This window comes from Clostridium sp. UBA5712 (genome assembly GCF_002419845.1).
Classification (GTDB): domain Bacteria; phylum Bacillota; class Clostridia; order Clostridiales; family Clostridiaceae; genus Clostridium_J; species Clostridium_J sulfidigenes.
Genome location: NZ_DIGW01000017.1, coordinates 401,105 through 423,535 on the forward strand (window position 1 = coordinate 401,105; position 22,431 = coordinate 423,535).

20 protein-coding genes and 1 other annotated feature are annotated in these 22,431 nt (G+C 29.3%); of the genes, 7 read left to right on the forward strand and 13 right to left on the reverse strand.

What is annotated here, in order from left to right; genetic code table 11:
• The first annotated feature begins 147 nt into the window (after nt 1-147).
• From B3B03_RS17935 to B3B03_RS17945, 3 genes are read left to right on the forward strand one after another with little or no spacing between them, the layout of a single operon-like run.
• Nucleotides 148-1,080 carry an ABC transporter ATP-binding protein gene (locus B3B03_RS17935; RefSeq protein ID WP_346849133.1) on the forward strand — a complete coding sequence of 311 codons (933 nt, stop codon included), beginning with the start codon at nt 148-150 and terminating at the stop codon, nt 1,078-1,080.
• Between the two features lie 14 nt (nt 1,081-1,094).
• A complete protein-coding gene (locus B3B03_RS17940) occupies nt 1,095-2,210 on the forward strand; it encodes an ABC transporter permease (protein WP_346849134.1) in 1,116 nt (371 codons plus the stop codon).
• Nucleotides 2,197-3,357 carry an ABC transporter permease gene (locus B3B03_RS17945; protein WP_346877994.1) on the forward strand — a complete coding sequence of 387 codons (1,161 nt, stop codon included), beginning with the start codon at nt 2,197-2,199 and terminating at the stop codon, nt 3,355-3,357. Before B3B03_RS17940 ends, B3B03_RS17945 begins: the two co-directional genes overlap by 14 nt.
• Before the next feature lie 169 nt (nt 3,358-3,526).
• Here the strand turns inward: B3B03_RS17945 and B3B03_RS17950 are convergent, their stop codons facing one another.
• The 10 genes from B3B03_RS17950 to B3B03_RS17995 all read right to left on the reverse strand — a co-directional run bounded on the left by B3B03_RS17950 (nt 3,527) and on the right by B3B03_RS17995 (nt 15,323).
• Nucleotides 3,527-4,339, reverse strand: coding sequence for an ABC transporter permease subunit (locus tag B3B03_RS17950; RefSeq protein ID WP_346849136.1), 813 nt, complete (start codon nt 4,337-4,339; stop codon nt 3,527-3,529).
• A gap of 1 nt (nt 4,340) precedes the next feature.
• On the reverse strand, nt 4,341-5,228 hold the full coding sequence (locus tag B3B03_RS17955) for an ABC transporter ATP-binding protein (RefSeq protein WP_346849137.1): 888 nt from the start codon (nt 5,226-5,228) through the stop codon (nt 4,341-4,343).
• 10 nt (nt 5,229-5,238) lie between these two features.
• On the reverse strand, nt 5,239-5,685 hold the full coding sequence (locus B3B03_RS17960; protein WP_346849138.1) for a hypothetical protein: 447 nt from the start codon (nt 5,683-5,685) through the stop codon (nt 5,239-5,241).
• A gap of 12 nt (nt 5,686-5,697) precedes the next feature.
• Entirely contained in the window at nt 5,698-6,135 is a 438-nt protein-coding gene (locus B3B03_RS17965) for a LytTR family DNA-binding domain-containing protein (protein ID WP_346849139.1), read from the reverse strand.
• Between the two features lie 273 nt (nt 6,136-6,408).
• Complete coding sequence (locus B3B03_RS17970) at nt 6,409-7,698, reverse strand: dicarboxylate/amino acid:cation symporter (protein ID WP_346877995.1); 1,290 nt, start codon at nt 7,696-7,698, stop codon at nt 6,409-6,411.
• Nucleotides 7,699-7,867: 169 nt separating this feature from the next.
• Nucleotides 7,868-8,102: a binding site (T-box leader), on the reverse strand.
• A 144-nt stretch (nt 8,103-8,246) separates the two neighbouring features.
• Complete coding sequence (locus tag B3B03_RS17975) at nt 8,247-9,455, reverse strand: AfsR/SARP family transcriptional regulator (RefSeq protein ID WP_346877996.1); 1,209 nt, start codon at nt 9,453-9,455, stop codon at nt 8,247-8,249.
• Nucleotides 9,456-9,472: 17 nt separating this feature from the next.
• Nucleotides 9,473-11,026 (reverse strand): amidohydrolase, encoded by a 1,554-nt coding sequence (locus tag B3B03_RS17980; protein ID WP_346877997.1) that lies wholly within the window; start codon nt 11,024-11,026, stop codon nt 9,473-9,475.
• Nucleotides 11,027-11,169: 143 nt separating this feature from the next.
• Nucleotides 11,170-12,378, reverse strand: a complete 1,209-nt coding sequence (locus B3B03_RS17985) for an ArgE/DapE family deacylase (RefSeq protein ID WP_346877998.1) — start codon at nt 12,376-12,378, stop codon at nt 11,170-11,172.
• Nucleotides 12,379-12,394: 16 nt separating this feature from the next.
• Nucleotides 12,395-13,831: a Na+/H+ antiporter NhaC gene (gene nhaC, locus B3B03_RS17990; RefSeq protein WP_035135290.1), complete on the reverse strand. Its 1,437-nt coding sequence runs from the start codon at nt 13,829-13,831 to the stop codon at nt 12,395-12,397.
• 331 nt (nt 13,832-14,162) lie between these two features.
• Complete coding sequence (locus B3B03_RS17995) at nt 14,163-15,323, reverse strand: GerMN domain-containing protein (RefSeq protein ID WP_346877999.1); 1,161 nt, start codon at nt 15,321-15,323, stop codon at nt 14,163-14,165.
• Nucleotides 15,324-15,536: 213 nt separating this feature from the next.
• Here B3B03_RS17995 and B3B03_RS18000 point away from each other — a divergent pair, with 213 nt between their 5' ends.
• Complete coding sequence (locus B3B03_RS18000; RefSeq protein WP_346878000.1) at nt 15,537-16,883, forward strand: Na+/H+ antiporter NhaC family protein; 1,347 nt, start codon at nt 15,537-15,539, stop codon at nt 16,881-16,883.
• A gap of 131 nt (nt 16,884-17,014) precedes the next feature.
• Here B3B03_RS18000 and B3B03_RS18005 read toward each other — a convergent pair whose 3' ends face one another.
• The 3 genes from B3B03_RS18005 to B3B03_RS18015 form a co-directional block, all read right to left on the reverse strand.
• Entirely contained in the window at nt 17,015-17,824 is an 810-nt protein-coding gene (locus tag B3B03_RS18005; protein ID WP_346878001.1) for a hypothetical protein, read from the reverse strand.
• A 441-nt stretch (nt 17,825-18,265) separates the two neighbouring features.
• Nucleotides 18,266-19,225: a ribonuclease Z gene (locus tag B3B03_RS18010; RefSeq protein WP_346878002.1), complete on the reverse strand. Its 960-nt coding sequence runs from the start codon at nt 19,223-19,225 to the stop codon at nt 18,266-18,268.
• Between the two features lie 156 nt (nt 19,226-19,381).
• Entirely contained in the window at nt 19,382-19,690 is a 309-nt protein-coding gene (locus tag B3B03_RS18015) for a hypothetical protein (protein WP_346849148.1), read from the reverse strand.
• A gap of 196 nt (nt 19,691-19,886) precedes the next feature.
• On the opposite strand from B3B03_RS18015, the gene B3B03_RS18020 reads away from it, so the two are divergent.
• From B3B03_RS18020 to B3B03_RS18030, 3 genes are all read left to right on the forward strand, one after another.
• The gene (locus tag B3B03_RS18020) at nt 19,887-20,915 is read left to right on the forward strand and encodes a GntG family PLP-dependent aldolase (protein WP_346878003.1); all 1,029 of its coding nucleotides are present in this window, start codon (nt 19,887-19,889) and stop codon (nt 20,913-20,915) included.
• Nucleotides 20,916-21,138: 223 nt separating this feature from the next.
• Entirely contained in the window at nt 21,139-22,269 is a 1,131-nt protein-coding gene (locus tag B3B03_RS18025) for a sodium ion-translocating decarboxylase subunit beta (RefSeq protein WP_346878004.1), read from the forward strand.
• Complete coding sequence (locus tag B3B03_RS18030; protein ID WP_341349072.1) at nt 22,269-22,403, forward strand: OadG-related small transporter subunit; 135 nt, start codon at nt 22,269-22,271, stop codon at nt 22,401-22,403. The genes B3B03_RS18025 and B3B03_RS18030 overlap by 1 nt, the downstream gene beginning before the upstream one ends.
• Nucleotides 22,404-22,431 lie beyond the last annotated feature (28 nt).

Here is a 22,431-nt window from a genome sequence, read left to right on the forward strand (position 1 = left end):
TCCCTCACTTTATATATCTATAATACCATATACAAATTTCTTAATGTGACAAATGTAATGTAATATTAATGACAAATAGCACTTACCTACAAAGAGATTCTCTAATAAACTATAAGTATAAACTAAATAAAGTAAGGAGTATTAACTATGATTGTAAAAATAGAAAACCTGGTAAAAAGATATGGTGAACTAATTGCTTTAGATCACTTAAATTTGGACATTAAAAAAGGTGAAATATTTGGTCTTTTAGGTCCAAATGGTTCTGGTAAAACTACTACTATAAACTGTATGCTATCTCTACTTAAATATGATAAAGGGACTATTGAAATCCTAGGAGAGGAAATGACTCCAACAACTTATAAAGTAAAAAAAGATATTGGAATCGTCATGCAGAATGTAGCCGTCTTTGATGAATTAACAGTGTATGAAAACATTGATTATTTCTGTGGATTATATGTAACCAATAAGAAGGAACGGAAAGTACTTGTGGAGAGGGCTATTGATTTTGTTGGTCTTTCAGATTACAAAAAATTTATTCCTAAAAAGTTAAGTGGAGGACTTCTTAGACGATTAAACATTGCTTGTGGTATAGCTCATAATCCAAAACTAATCATTTTAGACGAGCCAACGGTAGCTGTTGACCCTCAAAGTAGAAATCACATTTTAGAGGGAATAAAAAAATTAAATGCTGAAGGAGCCACCATTATATATACCTCGCACTACATGGAAGAAATTGAACAGCTTTGTACTTCAATCGCTATTATGGACAAGGGAAAAGTCATTGCTAAGGGCACAAAGGAAGAACTAAAGTCAATTATTGATTTAGGTGAGAAAATAACTATTGAGGCCTTTAATTTAAATGAAAATCATATAAAAAATATAAATATTCTCCCTAATGTTATATCAGTAGACTATAAAAATAATTTACTAAATATTAGAACAAAAAGTGGACATAGTTCTCTTGGTGACATTGTTAGTTATATTGGAGATAATAAAATAAGTTATGGGAAAATTTACTCAGAGCAACCTACCTTAAATGATGTATTCTTGGAAATTACAGGTAAAGAGCTTAGAGATTAAAGGAGGAATATAGAATGTTTTGGCATATTTTTAAGTATCAACTTAAATGTCGTTTTAGAGATAAATTAAGTGTCTTTTGGACCTTATTATTTCCAATTGCATTAGCTACAATTTTCAATTTAGCCTTTTCAAATATACTCACCGGTGAAGAGTTTGAGAATGTTAATATTGCTCTTGTAAGTAATAGCAATATACCTGAAAGCTTTTCTACAGCTATGAAGGAAAGTGATTTATTTAATATAGAAAGTACTGATGAGAATAGTGCGAAAGAATTGCTTTCTAAAGGTAAAATTTCAGGGTATATAACTTTTGTAAATAATATTGAAATAACTGTTGCAAAGTCTGGTATTAACGAGTCCATAATAAAAACTTTTGTAGATAGTTATAGTCAAAAGTATTCCACCATATCAAATTTAGTATCCATAAACCCAAGTATTATGAATGAAGATTTTATGAATAATATTGCTCTTTATAATAACTACACTAAAGATAAAGAATTGAATAGTTCTACAAACGTTGTTGTAATTTATTTTTATACCCTTTTAGCTATGACTTGCATTCTAGGTTCAACCCCTGGTTGTACTGATGTTATAAACATCCAAGGAAATCAATCTCAAAGAGCAGCAAGAATTAATATAGCTCCTGTGAATAAAATAAAAACCTTTTTAGCTGCAATTAGTGCTACTTTATTATTTTATTTTTCAACAGTGCTAATAGTTATACTATATATTTCTCAAGTTTTAAAAATAGACTTTGGTAACTCCATAGGTTATGTAATTTTACTTTGCTTTGTAGGCTGTTTTAATGGAATAACTTTGGGTGCCATGGTAAGTTCTTTAATTAATAAAAAAGCTAGCGTAAAGGAAGGCATTTTACTGGCATTTACAATGGTATGCTCTTTTTTGTCTGGAATGATGGCAGTTCAGATTAAATACTTCATTCAAGATAAATTTCCTATCTTATCCTATATAAATCCTGTTAACTTAATTACTGACGGATTTTATTCATTATACTATTATAGTACCTATGATAGATATTTTCTTAATCTTGGTCTTCTATCCTTGTATGGAGTTATATTCTCAATAGTTACTTATCTAGTTTTAAGGAGGCAAAAGTATGCAAGTATTTAAACAGTATTTTAGAATAGTAAAAAAAAGTGCCCTTTCCTCTTTATTGCTTTATATGGCTATATTTATATTTATGACAATTATTTTTAGTAATGTTGGGAATTCTACAGATTCAACCTCTTTTGAAACTGAAAAATGTAAAGTAGCAGTTTTAAATAATGATAATTCTCCTCTTTCAAATAATTTAGAAGCATACATTGAAGAAAATTCTAAATTGGTAAAAATTAAAACTACCGATGAAGGAATAAGAGATGCATTATTTTTTAGAGAAGCAGAAATTGTAATCACCATCCCTAAAGGATTTGAAGATAGTTTTCTTAAAGATAATTCCTATACTTTAGAAACTCAAAGTATACCTAACTCTTCCAGTAGTATTTTTATAAAATCAATGATAAATAATTATCTTAACACAACCAAAGTTTACATTGATAATACTAAGAACTTAGATTTTGAAAAAATAAGTGATCTAGTAAATAAAGATTTATCTATAGATACAGAAGTTACTTTAGCAAAGAATAATAAAGAAGATACTAAAAGTAGCGTTACCTATTACTTTAACTATTTAGCTTATCCTATGCTATGTATGTTAATACTTGGAATATCTATAGTATCAAATATTTTCAATTCTCCAGATTTAAAAAGGAGAAATTTATGCTCACCTATTAATTCCTATAACTTCAACATGCAGATATTTTTAGGAGATATGGTTTTAGCATTATCTACTTGGACTATATTCATGGCACTAGCAATAGTAATGTATCCTAAAGACATGTTTTCTTTTAGTGGAGTGTTACATGGTATAAACTCTCTAATATTTACAATAACTTGTTTATGCCTTAGCTTCTTAATTAGCAATATATCCACTAAAAATTCCATAGGGCCAATTTCTAACCTTGTGTCTTTAGGTTGTTGCTTCTTAGGAGGTGCCTTTGTTCCTCAGCAACTTCTCAGCGAAACAGTAAAAAGTACTGCTATATTTAATCCAGTATATTGGTTTATAAATGTAAATGATAAACTTAATGCCCTATCAACATTTAATATGGATACTCTCACTCCACTCCTATTTGAAATGTTAATAATGTTAGCTTTTTCAGTAGCTTTCTTAGGAGTAGGATTAGTTATCATGAAACAAAGAAGAACTAAATATTAAATGAAAATAAATACCTAGCTCTTTAATTAAAGTGCTAGGTATTTATTTATATAAGTTTATCCGATGACTACCAGCTCTAATACTCCCATCTTTCTTCAAAGTGGGTGCGAAGATCTGCTACGTCCCTGGATAACGATTTCTAAAGCTTCGAAGAAGCTAAGAACTCTGTTTAGGCTAAATCCTTTTTATTATAAATAGCATAAGTAGTTACAATAGATATGGCAATTATTCCTAATCCTAAAAGTACATATTTCACTTCAAACCCATTCTTTAGCAGCTTAGCTGGAACTACATAATCAAAGGGTGATAAATATAAAAATCCTTCTAGTTCATCTTTCATCTTCCCTATAATTCCAAATATATAAGTTGTAAAGAATACTCCTAGTGCAATAGATGTCCCTTGTTTGCTAGATTTTATTATAACCGATAATAAAAATCCTATGGCCATAAATATATATCCGAGAAAAGCCATTCCTATAAATAAAGTTTTTATATCCATTAATAGTGTCATAGTCTCAACCTCTTCTGGCTTTACAGCCATAGAAATTCCCATAGTTACAACTCCAACTATAACAATAAATAAGTAAAATATAATTGCTGAGGAAATTAATTTTGAAGTTACTATTTTATTTCTCGTAATTGGCTTTGAATATAAAAACTCAATGGTACCTTCACTTTCTTCTTTTACTAAAGCAGTTATTCCAAGAATTATTCCATATATTCCAGCTGCCATAGATATATATTGAATTGCATAGGCTAAATAATCTGAAATGTTTCCAAAATCTACAGCATCTTCAAGATTAAAAGCCTCTAATAGTGCAGGTGGCAAAGCATCTAGTTTTGTAGCAACAATTTCTTGCATTCCACTATCCTTCATGCTAGGAAATAATGCCATAAACATTATTACTAGTCCTACACATACTACAGACCAAATAATAGCAGATTTTAATAGTCTTCTAAATTCAAACTTGAATATATTCATCCTACTTCTCCCCTTCCCTCTTATAATAATCCATAAATGTATCCTCTAAAGTATGCTCACCTATAAGTAACTTCTCAACATTAAACTTAGCAATTTCTTTAATTAATTCATCAATATCTCCTATAAAACTAAAAGTTATTTCACCTTTATTATTTTCTATAACCTCTCCCTTACACTCTTCAACCTTCTTATTATCTATCCCCTCAGCTTTTAAGGTAATTTTTACTCCCGTTTTTCTGGCAAGCTTATCTATTTCAATTACATCAATAATCTTTCCATCTTTTATTACTGCAACTCTATCACATAGATTTTCAACTTCAACTAAATTATGAGAAGATAAGAATATTGTAGTTCCCTTAGCTCTTTGTTTTTCTAGTATATTGAAAAGTTTTTTTTGTATAAGTGGATCTAGTCCATTAGTAGGTTCATCAAGAATTAAGAGCTTAGGATTATGAATAAGTGCTTGTACTATAGCTACCTTTTTCTTGTTTCCAAGACTCAATTCACTCATTTTTTTCTCTAACTCTACCTCTAGTTCTTTACATAGTTCATCAGTATCTTCTTTATTAGTATTTTCGTAAAAACTCTCAGCATATCTTATAATATCTTTAACCTTTGATTCATCATAAAACTTTACTTCACTAGGTACATATCCAATATACTTTTTTATTTCACTACTTTCTTTAACTATATCCTTTCCAAGAATTGTTCCATACCCAGAAGTCGGAAAATTAAAATTTAAAAGAGTTCTAATAGTAGTAGATTTTCCTGCTCCATTTGGACCTACAAATCCAAAAATTTCTCCTTCTTTAACCTGCAAGTTCACATCTACTATTCCTCGATTTTTTCCATAACTCTTTGTTAATTTGTTAGTTTCAATTATATTCATTACTATCCCCCTATTTATCATCAAATTTTGAACTTTTATACAGTTTCAATTTTTCATTAAATCTTTCTCCTGAAACCTTATTGTATAATGCAATAGACCCAGTAAAGGAAATAAAACATACAGTAAATATACTTAATGCAATAGTAAAATTATTACCACTACTTAAGTCAAACCAATTAAAGATCATAGCTAATATATAACCTATAAAAACAAGCAGCAAATAATGAACAATTATCTTAATCCAAGTCTTTACCTTCATAAATATATTAGATGCATATATAACATATTGGAGAAGAGTTAAAATTATAGATATAAATATCATCTGCCATATTAAACTTAGCTGAATACTTTTTTCTCCTAAAAAAGGAGCAATAAGAGTATAAATAACAACCTGAGATGTAAAGAACATACATGTTATTATCTTTATTTCTAATGTGTTCTTAAAAAATTCTTTCATACAATACTCCTCCTATAAATCTAACTTATTTTTTAAGATAGGTACATACTGTCTTGAAACTACTAATTTTTCATCATTATCTAGAAGTATCTCTATTCGTCCTCCAAACATAGGGACTATATTTCTTACCTTTCGCAGATTTATAATAGTAGATTTAGAACCTCTAAAAAAATCTGTATTTTTAAGTCTTTCTTCTAATTCATAGAGTCTTAAATGTGTCTGTAAAACCTCCTTATCCATATAAATAAAGGTTTTCTTATCAACTGACTCAAAGTAAAATATCTCATTTGTATCTAGAATAAATATCTTTCCATCCTTATTCCCTGTTATTTTTTCTTCTAAGGCTTTAAGTTTAGATATAATTCTTGTCACATTTTCATCTATTGTTTTGCAGTTAATTACTATTTCTACATCTTCAATATCTTCAACTTCATTTATTATAATCTTCATTTAACGCCTTCCTTTCTATTCAAATTCTTTAACCAGTTAAAAAATTTGAATTATCTATAATCTATAATTTAAGTATATTCTTTAAAATTTATTAAGACAATCATATCCTTCTAAGCTGCATAAATCCTATGCTAAGTTGCATATAAAAAACTTCATCCTAAAGCTAATTATCTTTAGGATGAAGTTATTTTGAATTTATTATTATTTGTTTTCAGAATTTAGTTTAACTCACTGTTAAAATGTGTTTAAATATTATAATGATATATTCGTTTACTATTTGTTCTTTTTGGCAACTTTTCTCTTTTCTGTTTCATCTACTACTAAAGCTGCCACTGCAGAGCCTGTAACATTAGTTGCTGTTCTCATCATATCAATTATAGAATCAACGGCAATTATCATTGCCATACCTTCTATAGGTAATCCTAATGTTGCTAATACTACTGTTGTAGACATAGTTGCTGAACCTGGAACTCCTGCAATACCTATTGAAGATACTATAGTAGTTAATACTATTAAAGCATATGAGTAAATTGTCATATCCACATTAAATACATTAGCAACAAATATAGCTACTATAGCTGGATACAATCCTCCACAAGCATTCATTCCTATAGTCGATCCAAGAGGTGCTACAAAGCTAGCTATATTTTCAGAAACTCCAGCTCCTTCAACTAAAGATTTTATAGTTACTGGTAGTGTTCCATAGCTACTTTGACTTGTAAAAGCCATTGTTTGAGCTGGAAAGATTCCCTTGAAGAATTTTAAAGGATTTTTCTTCGCTACAAAAGCAATAAGTGGAGTATAAACCACTATAAACTGAAGTATAGCTGCTATATAAACTGCCGCAATAACCCATATTAAGGATTTAATAGTTTCTAATCCATTGCTTGCTACAGTCTTTGCAATTAAAGCAAAAACTCCATAAGGTATAAATTTTAATACTATTTGAGTTATTCTTGATACTATAGTATGAGCTGATAACACAAAATCTTTAAAAGGTTTTGCTTTAGTTGGATTTATATTATCTTCTGTAACTAAAGCTATAGCTACAAATAGTGAGAATATAACTATGGGAATTATTCTATTATCTACTATAGCTGCTATTGGATTTGATGGTAGCATGTCCACTAGCACTTGAGTAAATGTAGGTATTTCCCTAGCTACAAAGTCTTCTGCTCCCGGAAAAGTTAATCCTTGTCCTAAGTTAAATACCTTAGCTACTACAATTCCTATAGCTGCTGCTATACCTGTAGTTCCTAATAAAATCCCTAGTGTTTTTATTCCTATAGACTTTAATGTATCTAAATTTTTAAGTCTAACTATACTTGTAATTAGTGAAACCATAACTAAAGGTACAACTATCATTTTAATTAAGGACATATATCCTTTTCCAACTATATCCAAAAACAAAATATTTTCTTTAAATATCGCTCCTAAAATAACTCCTAAAGCAAGTGCTGTTAATGTAGTATAAGTAAATTTATTAGTCTTTTCTTCAACTGCATATATGGTAAACACTGCTAGTAATGATAGTATTACTGCTAATATTAAATTTATATTCATTTTAAAATCTCCTTTTATTTTTAATTTTGTTTAGTAATTTTGAATTTACTTATAAGCATTTTAGTAGAGCTTCCTTATTTCATTTGTTCTTTGCTGGCCAGCAAAATTCTATAAGCTACTAATTTTCCACGTAAACTTATAGAACAAAAAACCTTCTGCCCCTGTAATATACAGAGGCAGAAGGTATACTTCCGCGGTTCCACTCTTATTAGATATAAAAATATCCATCTCATTTTAGGTACTACATACCCTAACTCTGTAATGGGAGTTCCCATAAAAACCTACTTGCTTCGGCTTTTCTGCTCCAAGGGGCACTTCACTAATACTTATTATAGGTTATCTCAGCAAATTAACCCTCTCTGTAATAACTTATACTAATTACTTTCCCTTTTCGTTGCATTTGTAAATTCATATTTAACTGTTATCATAGTATCCTATTTTAATTTAATAGTCAACACCTTTTATTCATGAAATTTTTTCCTATAGATTTAAATATATCTGATAATACTCATTTTATTCTTCTTGTTAAAGTCTTATTTTGACTCTATCTATAATATAATTTTGTTACCATCTACTAAGATTTTTATTTTACATTCCGGGTTTTTTAAACTAAATAATTTAAGTATATTGTGCGATATATCATCAATATTACTGACATTTTTAATATGAATTTCTAAAGGATAAACTTTCTCAATATATAAAAGTAAACTTTCGAAAGAAAAATAAATTCTATTCTCTTCGTTATAATGGTTTAAGTTATCTTCAATTCTTAGATTTTTATTTATTAACAAAACTTTTGGCTGTATTCTTAACAGGTCCTTTAGAATAAACTCATCTAAATCCATTAACTGCTCAATTGAATACCTCTGCATAATTTTTTCCACTATACATGCTATACCAAAATATTTAATCTCATTTATAGGATAACACTGTACAATTATACTAGTCTTTTTAACATTATTCACATTAACTTTATCTACCCTATAAAAATTTATTTTTGTATTTTCACTATTACAAATAATACTTTTGTAATAGCTTATAACTTCTTCACTAGGACGTATATTTAACTCTTCTCTTAAAATATACTCACATTTCTTATATTCCTTTAAAGCAGCTTGTATATCATTAATTTGCATATATAAATTCATTAACTCCAAATAAATATCTTCTCTATAGGGATTAATTTTTAGTACTTCATTTAATACTATAATAGATTCATTATACATACTATTTTCTGAATATAGCTTAGCTAATTTAAATAACAATGTGCTATAACACTCCTGATATTTTTCTCTCTCAAAGAAAATCCAATCATTAAAATCAGGACAATTCTTCAAATAAAATCCTTGAAGAAATTCACCATTATAAATATCTTTACATTTTTCTAAAGATAATATAGGATTTTCTTCATTTTCTAAATTTTCCATTACAAAATTTATTTGTAGAACATCTATATAATAATCAAATTCTGGATTTATCATGCAACTATCTTTTGAACTAATAAATAAATCACAATCCTCGCGATTAAATATTTTACGTAATACCCAAAGGCTATATCTTAGATTATATCTAGCATTTTCAATAGTTGCATTATTCCAAAAAAACGTACAAAGCCTATCTCTAGTAAATTTTTTACCTTTATTAGTACATAAAAAACAAAGCAATCCTATAGCCTTATTACTAAGCTTATCGGTTACACTTACACCATCTACTTTGATATCTACTTCACCTAAAACACATATATGAACTCTACTCAATATTTATCACCTACTAACTAATAAGTATCCTGTCTAAGTCGACATTCATATAGTATATTACCTTCTTTAATAGTTGCCACAACACCTATATCGTTAATTTCCTTAGAATCTATGCTAAGGGGATTTTTGTCTAATATAACTAAATCAGCATATTTTCCGACTTCTATAGATCCCTTTTTATCCTCTTCAAATACAGCATAGGCACTATTAATAGTAAAAATTTTTATAGCTTCTAACACAGTTATTCTCTCATTTTCATTAGGATGATTTACTGCAGAATAAATACCTAGTAATGGATTAATAGGAGTTACATCACTATCAGAGCCTCCACAAACTATAAGATTATTATGAATCATAGTTCTATATGGATTTGTCTTTCTAGTTCGTTCTTTTCCCAATCGCTTCTCATACATCTTCCCTTTTCCCCCCCAAAAATATTCATAGGTGGGTTGAACAGATGCAATCAATCCTAACTTTTTTGCACGATTAATATGCTCATTAGATGGAAGTTCAAAATGCTCTATTCGATGACGAAGATTTTTATCTGGATATATACTATTTGCAAATTCATGGGCAGAAATTATTTGCTCAATAGCTAATTCACCTATAGCATGGGTACCTAACTGAATATTATTTTCATAGCATTTCAATACAAATTCATTTAATTCTTCTTGAGTATAATATAATATACCTGATTTGGTAACATCATCCTCATATGGTTCACATAACGCTGCTGTTCTTGAACCAAAAGATCCATCTAAAAAAATACTTCCACCAATCCTATTTAATTTTTTCTCCATCACCTTATCCACATTAATAGTTTGATAAAATAATATGATATCTATTGGATAATCATCCTTTGTATCAAAAATAAACTCTGCATCCTTATCATGGAAAGTATATCCCCCCTCCATAGCATTAATTGTAGTTACACCTTTCGCAATAGCACTTTTTAAAGTATTATTTACTGCAGAAAATCGCGCTTTATTACTAATACTTTCCAATATCTGCTTTCTAACTAATGCATTCGCAGTATGGGTAAGGACACCAGTTGGAATATTAGCTTCATTCTTTACTACACCTTTAAGATTTAAAGGTATAGTAAATTTGTGTAATGCTAAGGAATTTAAAATACTAGTATGATACTCTTTTCTATTTATCCAAACTGGATGATCTGGAGAAACTTTATCAATTTCATATCTTGTTGGAAGTCTCTTCTCTTTAAGTTTAGTTTCATCTAGCCCTGTTGCTCTAACTAAGGTATCCTTTGGTGCAGTATCACAATATTTCTTAATAAGCTTAAAAATTTCATCAAAACTTGTAGCATTGCTTAAATCAACACTGATAGAATTCAATCCCGTTTGAACAAGATGAACATGGCTATCATAAAATCCTGGAAGCACAGTCATTCCTTTTAAATCTATTAGCTCTGTGTTATTATCTGCTATATGTAAGTAATCTTCTTCAAATCCCATTTGTGTTATCATTTTATTTTTAATTGCAATCCACTGAAAGCATTGCATCTCTGAAAAAGTTATTATATTCCCATTATATAAAATTAAGTCAGCCATATTAACAACCTCGAATTTTCATTATATACCCCATTATAACACTTATAATTTTATTAATACATATTTAAAAGAGGCCGCTAAAATGTTTTAATAAAACTTTTAACGTTACCTCTCCTTAAAATCTTTTAACAATCTACAGAATTCTAATTACATAGAAGGTTACATAAATAATTGTAAATAGACAAAGCTGTTTCTATTACAGTATCTATTATCACATATTCATTACTTGTATGATAGTTACCTCCATCAGGACCAAATATTATAGTTGGAACCTTTAATCTTGAACCTACATAATTAAAATCTCCTATACTTTTAAAATAGTCAATAGTGCACTTCTTCTTAGAAGCTTCCTCTACGCTTTCTATGAATTTTTCAACATATGAGTTATTTTCATCAATAGTATATGGAAGAAACCCCTTAGTCTCTTCATTGGGATGTTCTCTTAATGAATATTCAACCTTAGAACTAATACCAGCTCTTGCTACCGCATTAAATAATTCTTTCTTAACATAATCTTCATCCTCGCCATTAACTACATGTCTAAATACTGTAAAAGATGCTTCATCTGGTACACTACAAGCTTCATTTTTGCTATTGCATCCTAAAATACATATTGAACCCTTACCTAACTTTTCATCTTCAATAAGAGATGACTTTTCAAGCTCTATCATTAATTTTGCGGAATCGACTAATGCATTTATTCCTCTTTCAGGATTTGCTGCATGTGATGATTTTCCCTTTAAAGTTACAATATAATTGAATCCACCTCTTGCCCCTAAACAAACACATGGAAAAGGTTTCTTACAAAATCCACTACTAGGTTCTGTTACTATTGCCACATCAACATTGTCTGCAATACCATCCCTTATAACCGCATCTGTACCTAATCCATATGGTCCTTCTTCGTCAGAAACAATTGAATAAACAATTTCTCCATTAAAATCATTATGAAGTGACTTGAATGCTTCAAGGGCAAGCATTATAGCTACCACTCCTGATTTCATATCTAAAGCTCCTAATCCATAAAGCTTTCCCTCTTTAATTACAGCTTTAAATGGATCTGTATCCCATCCATTACACTGATTTACAGTATCTATATGTCCATTGAAATAAACTTTAGGTCCATGTTTTTCCCCCTTAATAGTACCTATAACATTTAGTCCTTGAAATTGAGTAATTTTCTTTTCATTGTAGTGATGAAATTGTGGGCTTAGGTTATGCTCTTCTAGCCAGGTATAAACAGTATCCATAATTTCCTTTTCATGAAAGTAAGGACTCGGAATATTAACAAGTGTTTTTAAAAGACACGTAACACTTTCTTTATTTATATAATCAATTGCTGTTCTTTTCATAAGTATATACCCCTAACTATACAGATTTATTTTCATAAGTACTTGAAGATTTTATGTCGCCTTCTTTAAATACAAATTTATCAGTATATGCATATATAATTGTAATTAAAGGACAAAGTAATGCTAAAAATACATAAGGTATATATTCAATGGTAGAGACCCCTAAAACTCCTGAAAAATATACCCCGCATAATCCCCATGGAACCAATGGTGAAGTAACCGTTGCAGAATCTTCACAAGTTCTTGAACAAACTTGAGGAAGAATTTTAAGTTTTTTATAAGCAGGTACAAGCATTCTTCCTGGAATTATTAATGCTATATATTGACTTGCAGAGAATAAATTAACTGCAATAGATGAAATAACATGTGTAGTGATTAATCCTCCCTGTTTACTAACTAGCCCTGACATCTTTTCTAATAAAACACCTAAAACTTTAGTTTTTTCTAGTAGTCCACCAAAACTTATTCCAATAAATCCTAGTGATATTGTCCACATCATGCTTTGAAGTCCTCCTCGGCTTAGAAGTGCATCGATCTCTGCAATTCCCGTGCTAGATATGAATCCATCATTCATAAATCCAAGCATTTCTCCAATTCCAAACCCCTGAAATATCACAGCAAATATTAATCCCACAATAGATGCTATAACCATTACTGCAAGTCCAGAAACTTTTTTTACTGCTAAAATAACAACTATAATTGGTGGAATTAACATTAATGGATTTAATGTAAAGTTATCTTTCAATCCGTTAAGTATAATATTAATTTGTGAAGCATCTATAGCATCCGCTTTAAATTGAAATCCTATAAATGCATAAAGCACTAATGATATTATAAAAGCCGGTCCTGTAGTATAACACATAGATTTAATATGATCAAAAAGGTTAGCTTCTGCCACACCAGCTGCCAGATTTGTAGAATCTGACAATGGAGACATTTTATCACCAAAAATAGCTCCTGAAATTACTGCACCTGCTGTTAATGGTGCTGGAATTCCTAGTCCCATTCCTATTCCCATGAATGCAACTCCAAATGTAGCTCCTGTAGTGTAACTGCTTCCTGTTGAAACTGAAGCTATAGAACAAACTAATGCTGATGTAACTAGAAAGAATGATGGAGATATTATTTTTAACCCATAATATATAAGAGTTGGTATAGTTCCGGCTGCAATCCATGTAGCAATAAGAACTCCTACAAGCATAAGTATAAGCATTGGTACTAATGCAATATTACATCCATATACAATCCCATCTTCAATATCTTTCCATGTAAACCCAGATATTAATGCTACTACTGCAGCAACAGCTGTTACTATGATAAGTGTAATATGAGTAGCATAGTTTTGTTTAAAAACAAAAATTTGTAAAGCCATTGCAACACATAAGAAAAGAATTATAAATATTGCTGCTCCAAAGCTAGGTCGTTTTTCCTGAGAAATGTTATTCGTTTTCATTGTCTTTATATCCCCCTTAATTTATATAATAATTATCTTAATATCATCTTAACTTTTCTATGTTTATTCTACTGTTTTATATAATGTTTTATAAACAAATAAATTTTCTTAATTTATTAAATTCATTTTCTTTTTATAATAAATTATTGTATTTATGTGTCTATTGTTGGTTTTTCTGTTGTTATTATATTTTACATAAAATAAACAATTCCACCTAAAAGATACCATTAAGTAATCTTTTAATGAAATTGTTTATCTAATATACTACTTTTTAAATAGCTTTTATATCATTTTAATATTCAACACATTTTTTATAAAAATTTTTCCTAACTTATTCACATGTTACTTTAAAATATTCACCCTTAGCTTTTACTATATGACCTGAACTATAAGGCTTATTATCTATAGTAATATAAACTTTATTAACTCCGTAGTATTTTCCTATAGTATTTACAATGCTCTCTAAGATAGCACTTTCAAATCCTGAGCCTGCATTCATTTCTTTTACAAAATTACTGCTAAAATCTATATATACCATGCCATCATCATTTAAATATAAACTATTTATAGTTACATTTTTCCCTAACAATTGTCCCTTGTTATTTCCTGGAAAGTTCTTAAATAAATTTTGAATAGCAATTTTAGTTATATCATTAGTGGAAAAAGTAAGTTTTTTATCTTCATAATGAATTTTATAATTTTCATCTGGATAATAACATCTTATACTTTGATTTAATCTCATATTCTCTTCTATACTTTTTAAAGTTGAAGTAACTTTCATGGTTTTAATATCATAAATAGATTTAATTAACCCCTTGTTAACAGCGTAATACTGTAAATCAATTTGGCCATTTGTATTTTCTGTTGTAACTTCAAGAGCTCTACAATCTCCATTGCCTATTGAAATCTTTACATCTACCTTTGAAATATATCTTTTACTTCCATCTGATAATTTCCATGTAGTACCTACCACTAGTGGCTCCTTTAGTAATACTTCACTTACGTTATATGGTTTATTGGTGAAATTTTCTCTATAATAACACTCATTTCTTTCAAATATTTTTGCAATTTCTCCATTATTATTTTGTAAAACTGTGACCGTTTCTGTTCCTCCATTATTACTTCTTAGTTGAACCTTATTACCATTTATATAATCAACGTAGGTAACATATTCTGCATACTCTGAATTTGTACCAGCATAACTGTATTTTACATTTTCCTTAAATTTAAAATAGTCATCTATACTATAACTTGACTTATGGTTATTATTACTTTCTTCTGGTTTAGTAGTGCTATTCTCTTTAGTAGTTTCTTTAGAACCTGTATTTTTTTCTTCTTTTAAGGTATTATCAATGTTGTTTGTTACAACATTATTATTATTTATATTAGTATCTACATGAATATTCTTATCTTCTTCACTATTTTTATTACCACAACCAGCAAGAAAAACTGCTACTGCAAAAATTATTACAGGAATCACTTTTCTTCTCACAACAATCACTCCCTAAAATATTCTCTATATAATATACGCAAATACATCCAAATAATCCCATAAAATAAAAATAAATTTATTCCATAGAATTCCACTTTCTAAGTTTACTATATTTTCAAAATCAGTAGACTATAAATTTATCTCTTTTTATATTGTAAATTCATAATATTAAAGATAATATATAAGTGAAATTTATTTATATGGGGGATTTTTATGGACGTAATTTTAGGGCTAATCATTTCTACAATTATATTTATAACAGGAGTAATTACAAATATAGATACTGTTATATCTTTATTCATGGTACTATGTATATTCTTTATTATAGCAATAAAAAGAGGTGTCTCTATTAGGGATGGTTTTAGATATTTAATTGAAGGAGGCAAAGAATCCTTAGGGGTATTAAAAATATTTATTCTAATAGGAGCAATCGTTTCTCTTTGGATGATTTCTGGTACAGTTCCTTCAATTGTTTATTATGGAATTAATCTTATTCATCCAAGCTTCTTTGCTGTAAGCGCCTTTATTTTGTCAGCTTTTATATCCATGCTCCTTGGAACTTCCTTTGGTACCATTGGTACTGTAGGTATTTCTTTGATAGTAATGGCTAGAGCTGGTGGTGGCAATACACTTATAATAGCTGGAGCAATTCTTTCTGGTGCCTATCTTGGAGATAGAGCATCACCTATGTCTTCCAGTGCAAATCTAGTTGCATCGATTACAAATACCAATCTCTACGATAATATTAAGAGAATGACTAAAACTTCTTTAATGCCCTTAATATTATCTCTAGGTTTATATTTATTTCTATCCTTATTCATGCCTGTAAATTATAGTAACTCAGATATATTATCTCAGCTAACTGAAACTTTTAATATAAATATAATAGCATTGCTTCCTGCATTAATTATAATTGTACTATCATTCTTTAAAATTGAAGTGAAAATTTCTATGTTTATCAGTATGACTGTAGCTGCTATTATATCCTTCATTTTTCAACATGCTACCTGTAGTGAAATTATTAAAACTGCCATCTTTGGTTTCCAATTACCTATTGATAACCCTCTTTACAGCATCATAAAGGGTGGAGGTATAATATCAATGATAAAGTTAGCCTTTATAGTATTTCTCTCTTCAGCACTTACCGGAATATTTCAAGGGTCTAATATGCTAGATTTTATAGAAGAATATTTAAATAAAATAAAAAGACCTTATACTTTATTTCTCACTACTATAATAACTAGTATCATTAGTTCCATGGTTGGCTGTACTCAAGTATTAGCAGTAATGCTTACAAAAATGACTATGAATGATACCTATATTAGATTAGGTTATGATAAAGAACACTTGGCACTTGATCTAGAAAATTCAGCTATTGTAATAGCTCCATTAATACCTTGGAATGTAGCTGTATTAGTACCTTTAACCACTTTAGGTGTAGATGCAAGAGCTATTTTATTCTCTTTTTATTTAATTTTATTACCACTAATAAGTCTAATGTCTACATATTTAAAAAGTCATAAAGAATATAATTTTATGACATATAATATTGAAAAATAACTTAATAAAAAACTTATATAACATAGTTTTTTTTAACAAAACAATACCTATGGACTAGGCACACAACAGTGTTTTAGTCCATAGGTATTTATTATAATTATTCATAAATTCATCTTACATATCACTTCAATTTATTCAAATATTATCTTAGATTCTTCCATAATCTCAATTTCTATGCCTTTAGCTTTGGCTGTTTTTATAAGCTCTTCATTAACATTAAGTGGTGAATATAATGATATTTTCTTCAATGTAGGTATACTAAGCAATTTATCATAATTCTCAATAACTTTATCATGTAGTGTAATTTCTTTTAAATTAGTAAGGTTTTCTATACCCTCCAAATTGGGAATCCCTGTAACAGATAGTGAAAACTTCTCAACTTCTGGGAAATTTTTCAAACCTAAAAGGCTAGTAGGCTTCTTAGTCTGAATATCAAGTTTTTTTACATTTGGAAAATATAGCATATCTTCCAAAGAACCTTTCTTTATGCATTCAATGCCCACCTCTTCTATATTTTCAAAGTTTTCAATTTCACCTAGTTTATCTAAACAACCATCATAAATGTTTAATATTTTTAGGCTTTTACATTTTAAAAGAGGACTATAATCTATGATAAAACCATCATCATCTACACTCAACTGTTTTAGATCATTCATTTCTTCTATGCCTCTTAAGTCCCTTACTTTATTTACACTTCCAATAGCCATTCTATTTATCTTATTTAACTCATCTTGTTTTAAAGATAAAAAGGCAGGTCTATATATTTCCTGAGAATGTTTTATATCAGCTTCGAAATTTCTATCTTTTATTATTCTATTAGAATAAAGGTAATAATTTGCGGGAAAAAATAATATAATCAAAATTACTACAAAAGCAATTTTAATTTTCTTTTTATCAGAATTCTCTTTAACTGCGTAAAAAATAGTTAAAACTGATAACACTATAAAAATTATAATATAGTTAGGAATATAAATATAAAAAAATCTAAATATAAAATAATTTAATATTGGAAAAATCAATATCATATATTCCTTCCAATTCTTCCTATGAAACCCAATACCACATACCATAAGTATAATCCAAAACACTAGCGAATCATCATAAATATCATGAAGCCCAGAAACAAATAATTGAAGAAATATAAATCATATTAAAATAAATATCCCTATTAAGTACTCCTTTTTATAGTTTTTAGGTTTATCTTTAATTTTATCATTATTAATAATATTATCCATTTTAGACCTCCAGCAATAATTAAAACTAAATTTACATCAATTTCAACTTACTCATATTTACAGTTTATCTTTACGTAATATAACAGTATACTCTACATTTTACAATATATAGAGTTATAATGCTATAAATTTAATGGATAATTCTTTTTAGTCCATATAAGTTAATGTCCTAACCATCCTATCGTCTCCTATGACACTATTATCAAATATCTCTTTAGCATTATCTATAAACTGTGCTGGTTCTCCCATAATAGGACTAAAATGAGTTAATATAAGTTCCTTAACTCTCCCTTCCTTAGCTAGTGTGGCAGATTCTCTAAAAATCATATGCTTATTTTTGATAGCCTTGTCTATATCCTCATCCTTACCATAGGTACCTTCACAGATAAACAAATCACTTTCTGCAATGAATTCTACCATTGAATCCATTGGTCTGCTATCAGTTATTAAACTAATCTTAACTCCTCTTCTCTTATCTCCTAATACCATATCTCCAGTATATGTTTTCCCTTCAAAAGTTACTTCTTCCTGCCTTTGTAGCTTACTCCATAGATTTTTAGGAATGTTATTTGCCATAGCCTTTTCTACATTAAACTTTCTTTCCCTTTTAAAATAAAAACTATATCCCTTGCAAGGTGATGAATGGTCTACATCTATAGCATTTAATATTATTTCACTACTATGAATTTTTCTATGCTCATTATTCTCTGCCACATATATCCCATCCTTTGATACATTAAGCTCTACCTTTGAAGGGGCTTCTATAATATTTACCTCATAGGGTAAATATTCTGCAACAACCCTTAGACCATTTACAACCCTAGTAATTCCCTCAGGACCAATTATAGTTAAAGGCTCAGTTCTACCACTATTACCTATAGTTGAAAGAAGCCCTGGAAGTCCTATGATATGGTCTCCATGGGTATGGGTAATACATATAATATCAATGGACTTAAACCCCCATGCCACCATCTTCATAGAAACCTGAGTCCCTTCACCACAATCTATAAGTATCTTTCTTCCTTTATAATTAATTAAAGTAGCTGAAAGGCTTCTTTCCGGCATTGGCATAGATCCTCCGCAGCCTAATAAACATACATCTATCATTGTTTTCCTCCGTTATACCCATAATTTAAAATCTAGTTAACAACATTTTCAAAAACCTTTAACTTATTTCGCCCTAGGATTACTAGTATAAATTTTTTTAACAACACCACTATTATCTTTCTCTGGATCATAATTCTTTACTTTAAACCAATAGTATTATCCTTCTACTAATTCATTGTACTGTTCCTCTGTTAGCATTAATGTTTCTAAATTACTTTTATTATATCCACTTTCATACTTTAATAAAAACTTATCTTGTTCTTTTATTTTGTATCCATAAGCATTATTATACTTCTTATATATGGTTATAGATTCTTCATCATTTTCTCTTACAATCTTCACCATACCTATATAAGATATTGCCTCAATATTGCTCCCAATTATATATCTAACCCCTAATAACATTAATAAAAAACAGATACCTATAAGCAATAATTGTAATCGATCCTTTGTAGCAGATTTCATTTAAACTCAACCCCTTTTTAATATAACTCTGTATTAAAAATTTATAATTCATACTAATATTATATATGTTACATGAAAATAATTATATAATTTGAAATTTTTTCTATAATTCTCTCTTATCTGAAATACCATGAGATATTCTAGACTTTTAACCCCTCTCATAGTACAATTTAATTATGACGTAGGGGGGATATGTATGAAATTTATCGATTTAAGAAGTGACACCGTAACAGAACCGACGGAAGCTATGAGAAAGGCTATGTATGAAGCTACTGTAGGTGATGATGTATATGGAGATGATGAGACTACTGTAGAACTTGAAAAATATGCTGCAGAACTTGTAGGCAAAGAAGCTGCACTATTTGTTCCTAGTGGAACTTTTGGTAACCAACTTTCATTACTTACTCACTGTAGACAAGGGAATGAGGTTATTCTAGGAAATGACTGTCATATAGTTTGTCATGAAGTTGGAGCAGCATCAATTATTGCTGGAGTTCAACTTAGAACCTTAAATAGCAATATGGGTGAACTTTCACCTAGTGAAATAGAAGCAACCATAAGAAAAGAAGAAGATATCCATTATCCTGATACTGCCTTAATATGTCTTGAAAATTCTCATTCAAATGGAAGAGTTATTTCTCTAGAAAATATGGCTGAAATACGAAAAGTTGCTAATAAATATAATTTACCTATTCATTTAGATGGTGCAAGATTATTTAATGCTGCTGCTTATCTTGATGTAGATGTAAAGGAAATCACTAAAAATGTAGATACAGTAATGTTCTGCTTATCAAAAGGACTTTGTTCTCCTGTAGGATCTATTTTAGCAGGTAGCAAAGAATTTATTGATAGAGCTAGAAAATATAGAAAACTAATGGGTGGTGGCTTAAGACAATGTGGTGTAATAACTGCTGCTGGGCTTGTGGCATTAAAAGATATGAGAGAAAACCTAAAAGTAGATCATGAGAAAGCTGTATACTTATCTAAAGAACTAGCAAAACTTCCTGGATTTAAAGTAATGGAAGATAACCTACACATAAATATGGTATTCTTTGAGCTACCTACTTCTGTAAATTCTCAAGACTTAGTTCAACACCTTTTAGAAAGAGGCATAAAGGTTTGTGATATAGAAGATGGCTTAATGAGATTTGTTACTCACTACTGGATTAGTTATGAAAACATAGATTTTATTATAAAAACACTAAAAGATTACTTAACTACTTAATGATTATATTTTAACCTAAGGTTGTAGGTTAAGTGATTATTCTATTCACTTTTTACTACAACCTAGGTTATTTTTATGTTATATAAATACAATTATAGAAATTATGTATACGTTGTAGTAAAATTATGTTGTTGTAATAAATATATTGGGGAATACTATTTTATTATAATTACACTCACTAACTACAATGGCAAAATATTCAACTTATATGGGAGGATTAATCATGGAATTTCTACTGAAAGGCATAATGTCCGTCACCTGGCAACAACTAATAATGTGGGGTATAGGTGCAGGGCTAATATGGCTTGCAATTAAAAAAGGTTTTGAACCGGCACTTTTACTACCAATGGGGTTTGGTGCAATTCTTGTAAACTTACCGCTCTCTGGAGCTGTAACTCAACTTATTAATGGTCATGAAGAAATCGGAATAATAGACAATTTATTTAATATGGGTATAGCTAATGAGCTGTTTCCACTTATTTTATTCATAGGTATTGGAGCTATGATCGACTTTGGTCCATTGCTTACAAATCCGAAAATGCTTTTATTTGGCGCTGCAGCTCAGTTTGGTATATTCTTTACCATTTCTTTAGCGGCACTATTAGGATTTTCATTAAAAGATGCAGCTTCCATCGGAATTATAGGAACTGCTGATGGACCTACTTCTATCTTTGTTGCAAACTATTTTAAAAGCAATTACATAGGACCCATAACCGTGGCCGCCTATTCTTATATGTCTTTAGTACCAATTATTCAACCAGCTGCTATCAAGCTAGTAACTACTAAAAAAGAGAGACAGATAAAAATGAAGTACAATCCTAAATCTGTTTCTAAAACTACAAAGATATTATTTCCAATAATAGTTACTGTTATTGCTGGTCTTATTGCACCAACCTCTGTAGCTTTAATAGGTTTCTTAATGTTTGGTAACCTAATTAGAGAATGTGGTGTTTTAGAAAGGTTATCCAGCACTGCACAAAATGAATTAGCTAACTTAGTAACCTTACTTTTAGGAATTACTATAGCTTCTAAGATGAAAGCTGAATTCTTTGTAACCTCTCAAACCTTTATGATTATAGGTCTTGGTCTAATTGCCTTCATATTTGACACTATTGGTGGAGTTTTATTTGCTAAATTTATAAATCTATTTGCAAAGGATAAAATTAATCCAATGGTTGGAGCAGCTGGAATATCTGCATTTCCTATGTCCGCTAGAGTAATCCAAAAAATGGGTCAAAAAGAAGATCCTCAAAACTTCTTATTAATGCATGCGGTTGCAGCTAACGTATCTGGACAAATAGGATCTGTTATAGCTGGTGGATTAGTTCTCTTCTTAATCGGAGGTGGCATGTAATGAATATAAATATAGAGGCATTCATGGAAAGTTTAATTGTAATGGGTAAAGGTATGGGCGGAATCTTTGTAGTAATGCTTATAATATTTTTAGCTATTAAAGGATTAGGCTCCATATTTAAAGGTGAAGAATAAACAATATAATCGAGTAGGAGGAAAATAA

Coding starts and splice junctions, on each gene's coding strand:
- B3B03_RS18010 (WP_346878002.1), bottom strand. CDS start 19,225: ATGATAGATGTATGTTTATTAGGCTGCGGAGGATCTATGCCAATGCCG.
- B3B03_RS18025 (WP_346878004.1), top strand. CDS start 21,139: ATGGAATTTCTACTGAAAGGCATAATGTCCGTCACCTGGCAACAACTA.
- B3B03_RS17985 (WP_346877998.1), bottom strand. CDS start 12,378: ATGAAAAGAACAGCAATTGATTATATAAATAAAGAAAGTGTTACGTGT.
- B3B03_RS18030 (WP_341349072.1), top strand. CDS start 22,269: ATGAATATAAATATAGAGGCATTCATGGAAAGTTTAATTGTAATGGGT.
- B3B03_RS18020 (WP_346878003.1), top strand. CDS start 19,887: ATGAAATTTATCGATTTAAGAAGTGACACCGTAACAGAACCGACGGAA.
- B3B03_RS17940 (WP_346849134.1), top strand. CDS start 1,095: ATGTTTTGGCATATTTTTAAGTATCAACTTAAATGTCGTTTTAGAGAT.
- B3B03_RS18000 (WP_346878000.1), top strand. CDS start 15,537: ATGGACGTAATTTTAGGGCTAATCATTTCTACAATTATATTTATAACA.
- B3B03_RS17960 (WP_346849138.1), bottom strand. CDS start 5,685: ATGAAAGAATTTTTTAAGAACACATTAGAAATAAAGATAATAACATGT.
- B3B03_RS17955 (WP_346849137.1), bottom strand. CDS start 5,228: ATGAATATAATTGAAACTAACAAATTAACAAAGAGTTATGGAAAAAAT.
- B3B03_RS17950 (WP_346849136.1), bottom strand. CDS start 4,339: ATGAATATATTCAAGTTTGAATTTAGAAGACTATTAAAATCTGCTATT.
- B3B03_RS17935 (WP_346849133.1), top strand. CDS start 148: ATGATTGTAAAAATAGAAAACCTGGTAAAAAGATATGGTGAACTAATT.
- nhaC (WP_035135290.1), bottom strand. CDS start 13,831: ATGAAAACGAATAACATTTCTCAGGAAAAACGACCTAGCTTTGGAGCA.
- B3B03_RS18015 (WP_346849148.1), bottom strand. CDS start 19,690: ATGAAATCTGCTACAAAGGATCGATTACAATTATTGCTTATAGGTATC.
- B3B03_RS17970 (WP_346877995.1), bottom strand. CDS start 7,698: ATGAATATAAATTTAATATTAGCAGTAATACTATCATTACTAGCAGTG.
- B3B03_RS17945 (WP_346877994.1), top strand. CDS start 2,197: ATGCAAGTATTTAAACAGTATTTTAGAATAGTAAAAAAAAGTGCCCTT.
- B3B03_RS17980 (WP_346877997.1), bottom strand. CDS start 11,026: ATGGCTGACTTAATTTTATATAATGGGAATATAATAACTTTTTCAGAG.
- B3B03_RS17965 (WP_346849139.1), bottom strand. CDS start 6,135: ATGAAGATTATAATAAATGAAGTTGAAGATATTGAAGATGTAGAAATA.